Source organism: Abyssisolibacter fermentans, from assembly GCF_001559865.1.
GTDB lineage: Bacteria > Bacillota > Clostridia > Tissierellales > MCWD3 > Abyssisolibacter > Abyssisolibacter fermentans.
In genome coordinates this window covers 1-15155 of sequence record NZ_LOHE01000050.1, presented here as the reverse complement: position 1 = coordinate 15155, position 15155 = coordinate 1, and the positions used below count along the sequence as shown (strand labels likewise).

The 15155-nt window shown below is 29.6% G+C and carries 16 protein-coding genes and 1 riboswitch; of the genes, 4 read left to right on the top strand and 12 right to left on the bottom strand.

Annotation, left to right across the window (positions count from 1 at the left end; all coding sequences use genetic code 11):
• The first annotated feature begins 426 nt into the window (after positions 1-426).
• Together AYC61_RS08000 and AYC61_RS07995 are read left to right on the top strand one after the other, a co-directional pair.
• A complete protein-coding gene (locus AYC61_RS08000; RefSeq protein WP_066499429.1) occupies positions 427-900 on the top strand; it encodes a QueT transporter family protein in 474 nt (157 codons plus the stop codon).
• 458 nt (positions 901-1358) lie between these two features.
• On the top strand, positions 1359-1550 hold the full coding sequence (locus AYC61_RS07995) for a hypothetical protein (RefSeq protein ID WP_066499422.1): 192 nt from the start codon (positions 1359-1361) through the stop codon (positions 1548-1550).
• Between the two features lie 42 nt (positions 1551-1592).
• On the opposite strand, the gene AYC61_RS07990 is transcribed toward AYC61_RS07995, so the two are convergent.
• The 4 genes from AYC61_RS07990 to AYC61_RS21565 form a co-directional block, all read right to left on the bottom strand.
• Positions 1593-2333 carry an amino acid ABC transporter ATP-binding protein gene (locus tag AYC61_RS07990; RefSeq protein WP_066499420.1) on the bottom strand — a complete coding sequence of 247 codons (741 nt, stop codon included), beginning with the start codon at positions 2331-2333 and terminating at the stop codon, positions 1593-1595.
• Positions 2334-2355: 22 nt separating this feature from the next.
• Entirely contained in the window at positions 2356-3129 is a 774-nt protein-coding gene (locus tag AYC61_RS07985; protein ID WP_066499418.1) for an amino acid ABC transporter permease, read from the bottom strand.
• A 58-nt stretch (positions 3130-3187) separates the two neighbouring features.
• Positions 3188-3973 (bottom strand): transporter substrate-binding domain-containing protein, encoded by a 786-nt coding sequence (locus tag AYC61_RS07980; RefSeq protein ID WP_338026027.1) that lies wholly within the window; start codon positions 3971-3973, stop codon positions 3188-3190.
• A gap of 202 nt (positions 3974-4175) precedes the next feature.
• A riboswitch (Lysine riboswitch) is annotated at positions 4176-4358 on the bottom strand.
• A 219-nt stretch (positions 4359-4577) separates the two neighbouring features.
• On the bottom strand, positions 4578-4724 hold the full coding sequence (locus AYC61_RS21565) for a hypothetical protein (protein WP_162265454.1): 147 nt from the start codon (positions 4722-4724) through the stop codon (positions 4578-4580).
• A 495-nt stretch (positions 4725-5219) separates the two neighbouring features.
• Here AYC61_RS21565 and AYC61_RS07975 point away from each other — a divergent pair, with 495 nt between their 5' ends.
• A complete protein-coding gene (locus AYC61_RS07975; RefSeq protein ID WP_066499412.1) occupies positions 5220-6845 on the top strand; it encodes an ABC-F family ATP-binding cassette domain-containing protein in 1626 nt (541 codons plus the stop codon).
• A 141-nt stretch (positions 6846-6986) separates the two neighbouring features.
• Here the strand turns inward: AYC61_RS07975 and AYC61_RS07970 are convergent, their stop codons facing one another.
• Positions 6987-7196: a transposase gene (locus tag AYC61_RS07970; protein WP_066499409.1), complete on the bottom strand. Its 210-nt coding sequence runs from the start codon at positions 7194-7196 to the stop codon at positions 6987-6989.
• Positions 7197-7386: 190 nt separating this feature from the next.
• A complete protein-coding gene (locus AYC61_RS07965) occupies positions 7387-9099 on the bottom strand; it encodes a S8 family serine peptidase (protein WP_066499407.1) in 1713 nt (570 codons plus the stop codon).
• 1041 nt (positions 9100-10140) lie between these two features.
• Between AYC61_RS07965 and pepI the strand changes: the two genes are divergently transcribed.
• Positions 10141-11022, top strand: a complete 882-nt coding sequence (pepI, locus tag AYC61_RS07960) for a proline iminopeptidase (RefSeq protein WP_066499405.1) — start codon at positions 10141-10143, stop codon at positions 11020-11022.
• 196 nt (positions 11023-11218) lie between these two features.
• On the opposite strand, the gene AYC61_RS07955 is transcribed toward pepI, so the two are convergent.
• The 6 genes from AYC61_RS07955 to AYC61_RS07930 form a co-directional block, all read right to left on the bottom strand.
• Entirely contained in the window at positions 11219-11545 is a 327-nt protein-coding gene (locus tag AYC61_RS07955) for a hypothetical protein (protein ID WP_066499403.1), read from the bottom strand.
• A gap of 31 nt (positions 11546-11576) precedes the next feature.
• Positions 11577-11897 (bottom strand): trypsin-like serine peptidase, encoded by a 321-nt coding sequence (locus AYC61_RS07950; RefSeq protein ID WP_066499396.1) that lies wholly within the window; start codon positions 11895-11897, stop codon positions 11577-11579.
• A 185-nt stretch (positions 11898-12082) separates the two neighbouring features.
• Positions 12083-12409: a hypothetical protein gene (locus AYC61_RS07945; protein WP_156456393.1), complete on the bottom strand. Its 327-nt coding sequence runs from the start codon at positions 12407-12409 to the stop codon at positions 12083-12085.
• Between the two features lie 282 nt (positions 12410-12691).
• Positions 12692-13021 (bottom strand): ATP-binding protein, encoded by a 330-nt coding sequence (locus tag AYC61_RS07940; RefSeq protein ID WP_242866763.1) that lies wholly within the window; start codon positions 13019-13021, stop codon positions 12692-12694.
• Positions 13022-13046: 25 nt separating this feature from the next.
• Positions 13047-14021, bottom strand: a complete 975-nt coding sequence (locus AYC61_RS07935; RefSeq protein WP_066499389.1) for a biotin synthase BioB — start codon at positions 14019-14021, stop codon at positions 13047-13049.
• Between the two features lie 146 nt (positions 14022-14167).
• Complete coding sequence (locus tag AYC61_RS07930; protein WP_066499386.1) at positions 14168-14710, bottom strand: ECF transporter S component; 543 nt, start codon at positions 14708-14710, stop codon at positions 14168-14170.
• Between the last annotated feature and the right edge of the window lie 445 nt (positions 14711-15155).

Sequence of the window (15155 nt, the reverse complement as noted above, 5' to 3'; positions counted from 1 at the left end):
ATTTTCTGATATATAATATTGAAATTCCTCTGAGCAAATAATTTTAGATATTGATTCTATAATTTCCAAATCTACGATAATCATATGGAATTACCTATATTATCACTATAGCTCTAAAGATCATCCATAAAAAATCTTCCCCCAAAACGAAAGACAACATATAGTCATTGACAAATATCCCGCTTTAAAAAACGGTAATTATTTTACAAAATTTAGCATATGTGGTCGATGGCATACTTCTATTTGTTTGGAAACATATTTAACAAATTACATAATTCGAATTTTTATCAAGAATAGATATTATTCTGCTTTCTCAGCCGTGTTTTGTAGTTTTACTATATGTATATAAATGATCAATATTAAAAATTTATACAGTGATTCTATACAATAGAGTGCCTTGAGCACAGCGAAAGGAGTCAGGTTAGAATGAAAGAAAAAGTTAAATTTTTAGTTATATCTGCTATGATTGCTGCCATGTACACATCATTAACACTAATATTACAGCCTATTAGTTATGGTTTTATGCAAATAAGAGTATCCGAAGTATTAACAGTTATGCCATTTTTCACTCTAGCAGCAATACCAGGATTAACAATAGGTTGCTTGATCTCTAATATTGTTGGCGGTAATGGAATATTAGATATAATATTTGGTACATTAGCAACATTCATCGCCGCACTTTTGTCATCTAAAATGAAAAAAATATATTTGGTACCACTACCACCTGTATTAATTAATGCAGTTATAATAGGTATAATGATAAGCTATTTATTAAATATTAATGTTGGATTAACGATGGTGTGGATAGGATTAGGTCAGTTAATAGCTTGTTATGGCCTAGGTTATCCTTTTATGAAAATGCTTACAAAATATAAATTTATAAATAAGTTAGATGTTTAATCTTGATATATTTTAATATTAAATATTTTTGTGATTTTTGTTGGTTTTTAATCAAATTGTATACTAACGAAATAATGTGAATTTATAAAAATAATTTATAAGATAAATAGTAAAATCCCCTGATTTACATCTAGTACAAACAATAAATCTGAATGGTATGTATTCCCAATACACATTTGAACTTGTTGATCATCTTAATTTAGTAATTAATTCAAATAACCGTCAGTTTATATACTATCTATATATTAATAATAGAGACAGTTTTTTATATGAACTCTACAATCCTCTCTTATACCTCAACAGGCTTACATAGTATTATAACAGCATAAAGTTATATAATTATAGTCAATACTGTACTGGTTAATACTATTTTGTATTATGAATTTTTCAATACAATATTTAAATTTACTTTTATTTTATTCTATTTGTTTTTAATTATGAGTAAGCTAAGCAGGTAATTGGCAGACTACAGATTAATTACAATGGCTATCAAAGCATTAAATAGTTTAGGAATTGATATGAGCAGAGAATTTGATATTGAAGGAAGAAAATTTAAATATAATTCTAGTCGTCAAAGAATCACTTGGAAACAGGAAATTATTCCGAAAAAAACATCTAAGAGGACAATATTTATAATAAAAATTAAATAAATTGGCGAGAATAAAAGACTTCTTACCAACTTATTTTTATGCTTAAACATTACTTAATGTACGTTTTAAGAATTCTTGCGTACGTTTTTGTGTTGGATTATTGAATATATGTTCTGGACTTCCTTGTTCTGCAATAACCCCTTTATCCATGAATACTACACGATCAGATACTTCTCTTGCAAAATCCATTTCATGCGTTACAACTAACATTGTTAACCCAGACTCAGCAAGCTTTTTCATAACTTTGAGAACTTCTCCAACCATCTCTGGATCAAGAGCTGATGTTGGTTCGTCAAATAATATAACATCAGGTTCCATAGAAAGTGCTCTAGCAATAGCTACACGTTGTTTTTGTCCTCCTGATAGTTGATTTGGTTTTGCATTAATATATTGACTCATTCCTACAACATCCAAATATTTGATTGCAACTTTTTCTGCTTCTTCTCTTGATCGTTTTAAAACCTTTAATTGACCTACGATACAATTGTTAATGACATTATGATTATTAAATAAATTAAATTGTTGAAATACCATACCTAGTTTTGTTCGATATGCATAAATATCATGCATACTATCTAAGATATTTTTTCCTTTATAGATAATCTCACCACCACTTGGCTTTTCCAAAAGATTTATACAGCGAAGAAGAGTTGATTTACCCGACCCAGACGAACCTATAATAGAAATTACTTCTCCTTTATTCACTGAAAAATCAATATCTCTTAATACTTCATGTGAGCCAAAAGACTTGCTTAAATGTCGTATATCTATTATCTTTTCCATACTTAACCTCCTTTGTTTAAAATTAATTACCTTTATTCTCCGTCTTGTGCAACATATCTTCAGGCGTTTCTACTTGCATTTGATTACCGCACATAATATAATGATCTTCTCCATCTATTTTCTTTTCGATATAACGTAAAATTCTTGTTATAGTAAAAGTCATTATAAAATATAAAATACAAGCAACAAAGAATGATTCAAAATATCTAAAATTGTTTCCTGCAATTGATTTCGTTTGGAAATATAATTCTGTTACTGAAATTACGTTAAGCACTGAAGTATCTTTTATATTTATAACAAATTCATTTCCTGTTGCTGGCAGTATATTTCTTATTACTTGTGGCAGTACAACGTTCATCATAGTTTGTATATGATTCATTCCTATCGCGTGAGCTGCTTCAAATTGCCCCTTATCAATGGAAACAATACCTCCACGAACAATTTCTGACATATATGCTCCTGTATTAACAGATACAATAAAAATTGCCGCTGCTAGTTTATTCATATGAATATCGAATGCTAAAGCAGATCCATAGTAAATTACCATAGCTTGAACTATCATAGGTGTTCCTCTAAAGAACTCTATATAAATTGAAAAAATAATATTAGCAAATTTAAGAATTATTCTCTTTAAACCTTTTTCAGGCATTGGTGTAGTACGAACCACACCTACTAATAAACCAATTATAGAGCCTAAAACAGTACCGATAATAGAAATCAAGAGTGTTACGCCAGCTCCACGAATAAACATTGGCCAGTTTTCTGTTATAATTCTTGATATCCAATCTAAACTCATAGCTTACCTCCTTTATTACGATAAAACCGGTTGCATCAAAAATGCACCCGGTTTAAAATTAATTAACTGCTGGTTGATTCTTAACTGCATCGTCCATTATACTTTTTTGTTCTTCTACAGAAATACCTTTTAATATCTCATTTATTTTTTTAGTTAATTCACTGCCTTTTTTAACTCCTACAGCTATTGCAGTATCATCCTCAGATGTAACAAATCCATCACTAAATTCAATCATTTTGAAATTCTCATTTGCTGTTTCTGCACTTACTCCTTCTGGACGCTCTGAAATATATCCATCAATCATTCCAGATTCAAGAGCAACTCTCATAGCTGGGAAATTATCCATAGCTTGCTCTTTAACTACACCTTCTATTTGATCAATTACAGAATAATGGAATGTGTTTAATTGAGCAGTTATCTTTGCTCCTTCAAAATCTTGAATAGAAGTAGCTCCTTCATACTTTCCACCATTCTTAACAATCATAACTAAATCTGATTTATAATAGTTATCTGTAAAATCTATTGTTTCTTTACGTTTTTCTGTTGGTGACATTCCAGCAACAATAGCATCAATCTTGCCAGATAATAATGCTGGTACAAGTCCATCCCATTCAACCTTAACAATCACTAATTCTTTTCCTAAACCTTTAGCGATTTTCTTTGCCATCTCTACATCATATCCACCTGCGTATTCTGCAGCACCATCAATTTTAACAGCACCATTTGAATCGCCTGTTTGTGTCCAGTTAAAAGGAGCATATCCTGCTTCAAGACCTACTCTAAACACTTCACTTTTTTGGCTCTCTGTATCTGTATTGCTAGATCCACATCCTGCTAATGGCATAACTAATAGTGCCATTATAATCATTAATACTATTCCTTTTTTCATTCTAAATCTCTCCTTTTTATTATTTAGTTAAATACCTACGTTTCGTATGTGTTGCACTGTGTTGTCAAGTTGTTATAGAGATTTAGGCAAACAAAAAAGACATGAAGTAAGCTCATGTCCCTATATACATAGTTCCCCATATAGCCTCTTCTTTCTCAAATGAGATAGTACAACTCAATAAACCGAGATATTTATTGAGACAGTCCTACAGCTATTAACCGTAGACCCAGCAAATAATACTTGAGGGTATTATAAGCTTCGGCGATATTTCCTATCCCTTAGTATCAAAGCTCCTCAAACTCCACTAAGGTCTGTTAAACGTCGCGCCTCTACCTCACTTCAAAAGCGAGGTCTTATTAAATTATGTTTTATATATTATAATATTATTTGACATTTGTCAATATTTTTTGCTAAATTTCTCTTTTTTATAAATTGCAATATTAAATGTCGCATTAAATTTGTTAAGTTATTCCATGTTTAATTTTGTAAATAGTATATGCTGATACTACCATACATAAATGCTATTAAGAATATAATACACTCACCGCTCTACATTCAACTATCTTAATTGTAGTGCAAATATTAATACTAAAATAAGGCATATAGGAACAGCAACAGCAATAAATAAGCTTTGATTTTCTAATCCTTTTAGAATTTTTTGTATACTTCTCCTCAAGCCAATAGGTGCATGTATATAAATTTTCATCTTGACATATAAGTTTTAAATATGTTAATATTAGGTTATTATTATATTATTAATTTAAGGAGTTGAGAGTTTTAATGTACAGATATGATGTTCTTACAATTGATTTAATTTAACTAAGGCGGGACTATGCCCTTTTTTAGCTAAATCAATTTGATAAGAATTTTCATAAATAGTACACTTGCTCTTTTTTTGTTGTCTAAAAATATGATTTAAACACAATAAAAGTTTTATTAAACATATTATCTAATATAAATACATTAAGAGTATTTTAGTGTATAAGTGTAAAATTCTTATTATTTGATTGATTTGCAATTTAAGTTAAATCAATTTAAGAATTTTCATTAAGTACATTAAATACTCTTTTTCTATTTTATAATAATATAATTATAATTTAAGTATTAAGGAAAGGGAATTTTATGTTCTCTTTCTTTTTTTATGTATGAAAGTCTAAAAATAAGAATTAGACTCTTTACTCTTAATTAGGAGATGATATAAATGATTTTACAGTTGAACGATATAGGTATAAGTTTTGGAGGAGAAACTTTGCTTAATAAAATAAATATGAAAATAGAGAAAGCAGAAAAAATAGGATTAATTGGCGTTAATGGTGCTGGTAAATCTACAATATTAAGAATAATATCAGGTGAACTTCTACCAGAAACAGGTCAAATATTTCTTAAGAAAAATACTACTATCGGATATTTAAAACAAGATGGTGGACTTAATATTAACAATAGTATTAATGAAGAAATGCTTGAAGTTTTTAGACCTTTATTAAATATAAAAGAACAACTTAAAAAATTAGAACTTGAAATGTCAAAAGAAGAAATATACAGTAATGCTGATAAACTTGAACGCATAATGAAATCATATAGTTCTAAGCTTGAATATTTTAATACCCACGAAGGATATCAAATTAATTCTAAAATTAATTATGTGTTAAATGGAATGGGATTTAAAGATTTTGATTTTAATATGAGAATTAAAAATTTAAGTGGTGGACAAAAGACTAAGCTGGCTTTAGCTAAATTGCTACTAGAAAAACCAGATATTTTGTTACTTGATGAACCTACTAATCACCTTGATTTTAAAACAATGTCTTGGCTTGAAAACCATATTAAAAACTATAAAGGGGCCGTATTAGTTGTATCACATGATAGATACTTATTAGATTTTCTAGTTAACAGTATATATGAAGTAGAAAGAGGACATATAAAAAAATATACTGGGAACTATACAGATTTTGTTACTAAAAAAGCTAAAACAAAACTTCTTCATGAAAAAAAATATATAGAACAACAAGCTCAAATTAATAAATTACAAACATTTATAGATAAGAATATTGTAAGAGCAACATCTTCCAAAGCTGCTAAAAACAAAAGACATGCTTTAAATAGAATAGAAAGAATTGAAAAACCTGATAAAGATTTAAAAAAAGTCAATATCAATTTCAATATTAATAAGAAATCTCATAAATATGTGCTTAACATTAAAGATGCAGTAATTTCTGTAGGAAAGCCTAATAATAGAATTGATTTAATACAAAACCTTAATTTAAATATTTTAAGAGGAGATAAAATCGCATTTATTGGTGAAAACGGTACAGGCAAATCAACTTTATTAAAGACTTTAATAGGTGATAACATTTTAGAAAAAGGTTCATTCACTTGGGGTAAAGAAGTTCAAATAGGTTATTTTGCTCAAGAACATGAAAAATTGAATAAGAGAAATTCAATTTATGCTGAAATTAGAAGTGATTTTCCTAAGTTAACTGATACAGAAATTAGAACTAAGCTTGGTAATTTCTTATTTACTAAAGATGACGTTTTTAAAACTATAAAAGATTTGAGTGGTGGTGAAAAAGCACGTGTTGCATTGACTAAATTGATGCTTAAAAAATCAAACTTTTTAATTTTAGATGAACCAACTAATCATTTAGATTTAAATAGCAAAGAAATATTAGAAAAAGCTTTACTTAAATTTGAAGGAACTATCCTTTTTGTTTCACATGATAGATATTTTATTAATAAATTAGCTAATAGCGTTATATTACTTGATAAAAATGAAGTAAAAAGTTTTGATGGAAATTATGATGATTATCTAAATAAAATAAATGAATAAAATAATTCTAAGTAAGTCTAAGCAGCCAAAGCTCTAAATTCAAGAGTGCTTTAGCTGCTTAATTCCTTCTTTCATTATGTCATCTATTGATATATCGCTATATTTACGTTAGCTTCTTCTATTACTTGTCTATCTGATAAATTATATAGGTACTGTAATATTTAATAATTTTATCATCATTTCAGGTTCTTTAGCTGGTCTTCCATAGTATACACAATAGTTATCCTTAAACATATCATTGATAAAACTATAGTCATCTACTTTTCCAATTTGTTTAAATAAATGATTTTCTGGTATTTTATTATAGATTATTGAATATATGTTCTGTTGTTTGTACTCAATTTTAACCATACAAAAACACATTCATATATATAATTTAACATTCATATGAAAAGTCCTTTTTGATTTTCAAATTTATATATTATAAAAAGTGTTTTTCAGCAGTTTCGAATCATCCCTACTTGATGATTATTATAGTTCCCCCTTAGTCTAAAACCAAGAGGGAACTATTATTTGCAAACATATTATTATCTAATTAGTTTTACTGATCCTGTGTTAAAGTTAAATTTGTTCCTCCAACACTTAAATCAAAGAAATAATTACCACTTCCTCTGTACGAATACGCTTTGAGTTTATATATACCTGTACTTGTAGGTGTAAAACTTAGCTGTTCTTGCCTTGAAGTACCTATAGAACGTTTTAGTTGATTTCCGTTTGAATCATATAAATATATGTCAAAATCAGTACTTGAGTCCCAATCAGGCATTATAAAAGTTACAGAAATTGGATAGCTAGTATCATTAACAGTAAATTCCCACATATCTGCTGAACCTGTATTTGCTAAAGTTTCTGAATTATATATATGGTTAGGCAAAGTCAAATTACTTCCGCTGTAATTACCTGCTTGTTTAACAGCGTTATATCCATCTATTTTACCATAACCATAATCAATATCTTGACCGTTTGGACCCCAGTCCTGAGCTGTAGTTGTCAATATATTTCTTATTTGAGAAGGTGTTAAATTAGAATTAGCATCTAACATCAATGCTATTACACCAGCAGTAAATGGAGTAGCCATACTTGTTCCACTTTTACTTACATAACTACTTGTTGTATTTGCTTGTGGTGCAGTAATATTTGTACCTGGTGAACAAATATCAGGTTTTATTCTATCATCAGCAGTATATCCTCTACTTGAATAATAAGCAAGTTGAAATCCGCCTTCTCCAACATCTACCATACTTCCAACTGTTAAAGCATCGGCAGCTGCTCCCGGTGAACCTATCGTATATTTTGCAGACCCACTGTTTCCAGCAGCTACAGCAACTATAATACCATTTGCATAAGCATTGTTTACTGCTAATGATGCAGCATCTGTTCCATCTGAACTACCTGAAGTTCCTAAACTCAAATTAATAACATCGATGCCATAAGTGTTCTTATTTGTAACACACCAGTCTATTGCAGCAGTTACATCACTCATAGAACCTGAACCATTAGAGTCAAGTACCTTAAGTCCTACTAATGCAGCACCTTTAGCAACACCCTGATATATTGCATTTCCATCTCCTTCTCCTGCTATTATTCCAGAAACATGGGTACCATGTCCATTGTCATCATAAGGAGAATTTTGGTTATTAACGTAGTCTTTCCATCCAATAACTTTTCCATTATCTAAATCAACATGTCCTTCATCAATCCCCGTATCTATTACAGCGATAACTACATCATTTGCTGAATAGCTATTTATATTTCCATCTCTATTCCCATCTACACCAAAGTCATTACAAGCCTTTTCTGTTCCATACCAATATCTAGCTGTATTCATAAATGCTTTAACTTCTTCGTCATATTCTATTTGCTGTACAATATCAAGTTTAGATAATTTATTAATTTGATTCTTATTCAACTTCATAGTTGCTGCGGGTATGTTTTTAAATTCGTACTTAGTATTATAATCACCTAACACTTTTTTAACTTGGTCTTTGACACCATCAAATTTTTCCTTAAATACTACAGTGACAAAAAGTTTTTCATCACTCTTAGTTTCTTTCATTTTTTCTTCTAAGCTTTCAACTAGCTTGTCTCCATCAGCATCATAAATCTTATTTATTTCCTTGACTTCCAAATTTGCTATTGGTTTGTTAGTTATAAATTCTACTTCATTTGCAAATCCATAGCTACCAATTGATACTAACATAAACATACATAATAAAGTCACGAGCATTTTTTTGTTTTTAAATACATTATTCATCTAATTACCTCCTATTTGTTTTTTTTAAAACTATTATCTTCTCAAGCTTACTAACGTACTACTTATACAATGAGAACACCTCCCTAATTTTAAATAATTTTAGTAAGCTGATTCTTTATTTTAAAAGCAAACTATTTGCTTTTATTTTCAATATTTACTATATTTTACCATATTTATATCTCCCTTGTCAAGCCATTTACCATTGTATTTCAATTATAATTATTTCAACTAGCTTTCAAAAAATAATTGCTTTTGAGTATTTTTACTCGTCTTTTATCAAAAACAATTTACAAAGGAGCAAGCAATCGAAGTTTTACGCACATAAAAAACACAACAATCAAATTTATAACGATTATTGTGTTTTTTACTCTTATATCAATCAATAGAACTGTTCCTAGCGATCAAGTACAAAATAATAATGTCATTTTAGTTAGATTCCTATATATATCTATTGCATGTAATATGAGGAATAATTTTCTTATTATAAATACAAAAAAACCATTACTACTCAAAATGAACTATCCTTTTTGATTTACATTTTAGTAATAAAAAGTATAGCTCTTTTATATGGTTTATCATAAAAACCTATACTTTTTTATACTAAATATTTTAATCCTTATTATAGTTATTATGTTATTTTTATGCAAACAAATGAACCGTCCCTTTGTTTACTGTACTTGGCATATCTATCACCTCATGATTATTCTAACAGATTGTTTCAATAGAAGCGATAACTCCGTCTCCTTGCTTCATGCAATCACCTAGAAAAAATCTAGAAAGTAAAAATATCTACATTGACATTTTCAACAGACAAGAATATTATCATATTAGTATTTAATAACTAAAATAAGGGGGATAACTATGGATATAAAAAAATTAAACGTTCACACACAGAACCATGAATTTATATTCCAGAAGAAGGAATAGGTATTCGTATTAAAGAGCTTTTTATCACAACTGAATACGGCTACGAAGTATTAAATACATATACAAAAGATGTATTTATTGTTCCTGAACACAATAGAGATAAGGAGGTTTGTTATGAAGATTACTAAAGGCTATATGCCATATCTAGAATATAAAACTTACTATCGTATAGTAGGTGAATGTACAGGAAATAAAAAGCCATTGGTTTTATTACACGGGGGACCTGGTTCTACACATAATTATTTCGAAGTACTTGATAAAATTGCGGAAGATGGACGTGCGGTTATTATGTATGACCAATTAGGATGCGGATTGTCTAAAACACCTTCCCATCCTGACTTGTGGTGTGCCAAAACATGGATTGAAGAATTAATCCAATTACGTAACCATTTAGACTTAGACAAAATTCACTTATTGGGACAATCCTGGGGAGGAATGCAGGCAATTCAATACGCTTGCGAATACAAACCACAAGGAATCAAGAGCTATATCTTATCTAGTACTTTACCATCTGCTGCATTATGGGAAAAAGAACAGCGTCGAAGAGTTACATACCTTCCAAAGGAAATGCAGGATGCCATTGCGAAAGCAGAAAAATCTGGAGATTTTTCGTCAAAAGAATATCAGGAAGCAGAAGCAGAATTCATGCTTCGTCACTGTGCAGACCCAGTAGGACTAGATTCACCAGAATGCTTAAAACGTCCAAAGGTTGCTGGAACAGAGTCTTATCTAACTGCATGGGGACAGAATGAGTTCAGCCCATCTGGTACATTAAAAAATTTTGATTTTTTGAAAGAGATTGAAGATATTCAAGAGCCTTGTCTAATCACCAGCGGTTTACTTGATCTTTGTTCACCACTTATTGCAAAAATTATGTATGATAAGATTCCAAATTCAGAATGGGAATTATTTGAATTCAGCCGCCATATGCCATTCGTAGAAGAAAATGAAAAATATATAGAAGTACTTATTAAATGGTTGAATAAAAACGACTAATCTAGTATAACTCTCACTGTGATAATTATAAAGCGGCAATGCTCTTACACTTTAATAGATTTTTGAAGTACTGTCTTTTGGACAAACTCAATTAATTGACTACACTTTATATATATATAAGGGCTATACACTAATTATGAAGTGTAACAGCCCATATATATATTTTGTAAATTTGATTTGAATTTAGGAAATAAAGTTAATCTACTACATCTATTGAATAGCACTTAAAAATAACCATTGGATTTGTTTCACCTATATCCCCATCATATACTACTTTAATAGTGCTTCCAACATGTAACTGTTCAATAGTTACGATGTTATCGTTAATACGAATAACCGTATTTTCACTTATTATAATACTATAATCTATTGGGCTATCGTCAACTTTTATTACAATGTCTGCATCATAGATCTCTTGTATCACGCCATGTAATGTATGCTCCACCTGCGAATTCTTAGTAGTGAAGATAGTCACTACTAGAAGTATAGAAACTACTCCAACTGCATATATTATTTTTTTCATGCATTATCTCCCTCATTTTAATAATAAATTATTATTGCGTAACATATCCCTGATTTACTAACCAATCAAAAAGTGTCTTTGTAATTCTTCTTCCTACATTATAAGTATCGTCATTTGCTCCTGCAATATGAATTCCTATTGATTGATATCCATACGTTGAACCACTATAAAAACATATAGGTGAGCCACTTTGTCCTCCCATTGTATCTGCATTATGCTTAAATGTACGCGTGGAAACGTCATAAGTTGTACCACTATCGCTCCACATTGTTCCTGAAGGTTTATCTCCAGGATAACCTGTAACTGTTATGCTTTTATTATTGATTCCACTGTCAGATGATGGAACATGCAACCCTAACCAACCAGAAGTATTACCAATATTTGAATTTAATTCAACAATTCCATAATCGTATTCGTTTCCTGTCCCACTATATTTACTATCAACATAATGCGTTGTTGCAGTAGCAGAAATAGGTTTGCTTGAACCATTTCTTCCTGGATATGCTGTAATCGTATCTACCGTTTTACTTGGTTTTTTTATGGCATGACCAGAGCATATAGAACATTCGGAGAAACCATATATCCAGTACTACCATATGAAGATCCATCTGTAAATTTTACACTTACATAGGCAATAGCATAATATGGATGCGCTGTAGTGTTAGTAATTTGAGTTCGATTATCGTCTCCAACTATTGAAGATATTGAAAAGTCATCGGGTTTCCACCCTAGACTATTGCGTTCTTCAACTGTAAACGCATTAATATTTGATATCTCTATCGTACTTTCTTCTTTTGTTAAGTGATCATATTTGATTAGCGTAATTGTTTCTCCGACATTCCCAGTGTTGCCACTTGCATACATATTCGATGTTAATATGATAGCAGCAATTAACATCAAGCTTAATAATTTTTTCTTTTTTTTCTTCCTCCTATAATTTAATAAATTTCATTATTATTATATACTATAGGTTGTAAGAAATTTGTTAAAATAAGACTATCATTTCATTTTTTTCAATTGCTACTACATACTATCCATATTTACATATCACCCACTTTTTAACTCTATCTGTTACGCCAATTAAGGTTTGATATAATTCATCAAGGCAAAAGGTCGTTATTAGTAAATAATACTTGTTATCGTTTCTTAATATACTCCTCCTTTGGAATCAAAACGAACCGTCCCTTTTGATGTTATTTTTATGCAAATAAATGAACCGTCCCCTTGTTTTACGTTTATGTGTTCATTTATATGCTCATTTATGTGCTCATAACGTTCAGCATTGTTTTTTACAGTCACTTTTGTCATAAAAGCCACTTTTTCGTTTTTAGGTGCTGGCAGTCCAATTGATTCCATTTCAATAAACATTCGATCCACACCTTCGCCAAATTCTTTTACATAGATGTAGTCTTTTAAAAATCCTGCAATCTTTGGATTTCTTGAAAAATGAATATTCCTCATGTTATCTAATTTCACAAGTCTAGGTAATATTCCAGGACTTTCAACTACGATTCATACCCGACATTTTAACTAATCTATCCACATTATCTATACCTTCAATCATTCTATTATCTATTACATTAAAGTCTTTTACTAAGTTTTGTGGTAACATATCTACAAAAAGCATATTTGCACCTGAACTTAAAGCATTCAAGTTTCCTTGAACATCTGCCAAGCCATTCTTTACATCCTCCCCTGGCTGTTGCGCTGTAATATTTACATTAGGCATCATCATTCTTAATATAGCTATTTCTTTTATTGTAGTTTCTAAACTCCCTCTGCCACCTTCCTTTGCAAGTGGTGTATTAGGAACTGGCATATAAGGAATAATTGGTGCCCAGCTAATATCAAGTTTTTTCATTAGCATTATATCATCAGCTACATGTTCTAGGGTATGATGTGGCAACCCGATAATATTACCAGAGGCTAAACTCATTGTACTATTTTTTATATATTCTATACATCTCATTCTGTTTTCAAAAGTTGTAGATGGCTTTATTTTTGCGAAAGTATCTTGATCTGAAGTTTCAAATTTTAGTACATATTCATCTAATCCTGCAGTTTCTAAAGCTTTATATTTTTCAAGACTAAATTCACCTGCTGCTAAACTTACAAATAATCCTAATTTTTTGCCATACTCGACCATTGTAATTATATCTTTAAAATCATATTTTGGATCTTCCCCTGAAATAAGAAATATCCTTCGTAATCCTAGTTTTTTTACAGATTCTTCAGCTTTCTTTATATCTTCAATTCCCATTCTATATCTTTTCAGTCCAGAATTACCAGCTCTCATCCCACAATATGTGCATTGATTCTTACATATATTATCATAACCAAGCAAAGCTGTAACAACAATAGTATTATTGTTATGATTTATATGAGTCTCTTTTGCCTTAATCTTTATATTAAGGTTAAATTCTTCATATGGCATCCTTAATATTTCAAGTACTTCTGCTTTTGTTTGTATTTTCATCAAATCTTACCTCTTCTCCATTTTTTATCTTAATATAATTTATGATTAATTCTTAAAAAGTTAATTAATTACTCATACTATACTATGCATAATATTCTGTAATAAATCTCATACCAATATATATTAGTAATCTTAAACTAAAATATTTATTGCTTAATAATTTTTCTTTTTTGCAATATCTCTATTGCAATAACAGCTACAGCACCACCAATTAATGAAATTAAAATTTGAGGTGCTGTAAAAGCCATACCTATCATTTTAGCACTTTGTACTGAAATATCCAATTTGAGCATATATATTAATTTTGTAGCTGAAAAACTTAGGAATAAAACTTTTACTAAAGTAGCAAGTATAATTCCTGTACATAACCCAATGGTTCCCTTTTTCATAGTAATTGCAAACCCAACTGCAAATAGTATATTTCCAATAACTATAAATGGAGCAAATGGAATTAACGGTGATGCTAAAGCGCCTAATGGTATTGCAGTTACTGGTATGAGTATACTTATAAGTATGCCAAATAATAAACCACAACTATATGTAGTAAGTAAAATAACAGTGCAAATTAATGGACCTATAAGCAATGGATTGATCTGAACGAATGTTCTTCCTATAAGTTGAAGTATAATTGCAAAAGCTAAAAATATTGATGCTTGTACAAGTTTTTTTATGTTGTTCGTATTTTTCATTTTTTTAAACCCCCTATCAATTATTTTAATGCCTAATTTAAAATTATAAATAATTCATTCAAATTTTCCGCATTAAAAAACTCTCCTTTTGTAAAGGAAAGTTAACTATAAAATACTCATAAGCAATACTTAATCATAGCTTATCAGTTCTCATATACACTAATTCCTTCACAAATCAGACTAATCTTTTCTGCAAGGTCATACTTTGTATTTAACAAATTATTCAAGGATTGCCTCAAAAAATTTGAAATCATTATTTAAATTTATCATATATTTTTACTAATAGAATTATACTCCTATTCAAAATATGTGTCAATGAACTTCTAAAATGATGATAGCGTTAATTTACTGTAGGAAATATAGGGATAGAAAAACCCCTTAGTGATAATGTAAGAATTATTTTGTTTTATTATAACATATTTCCTGTTAACGCGTATTCATGTCT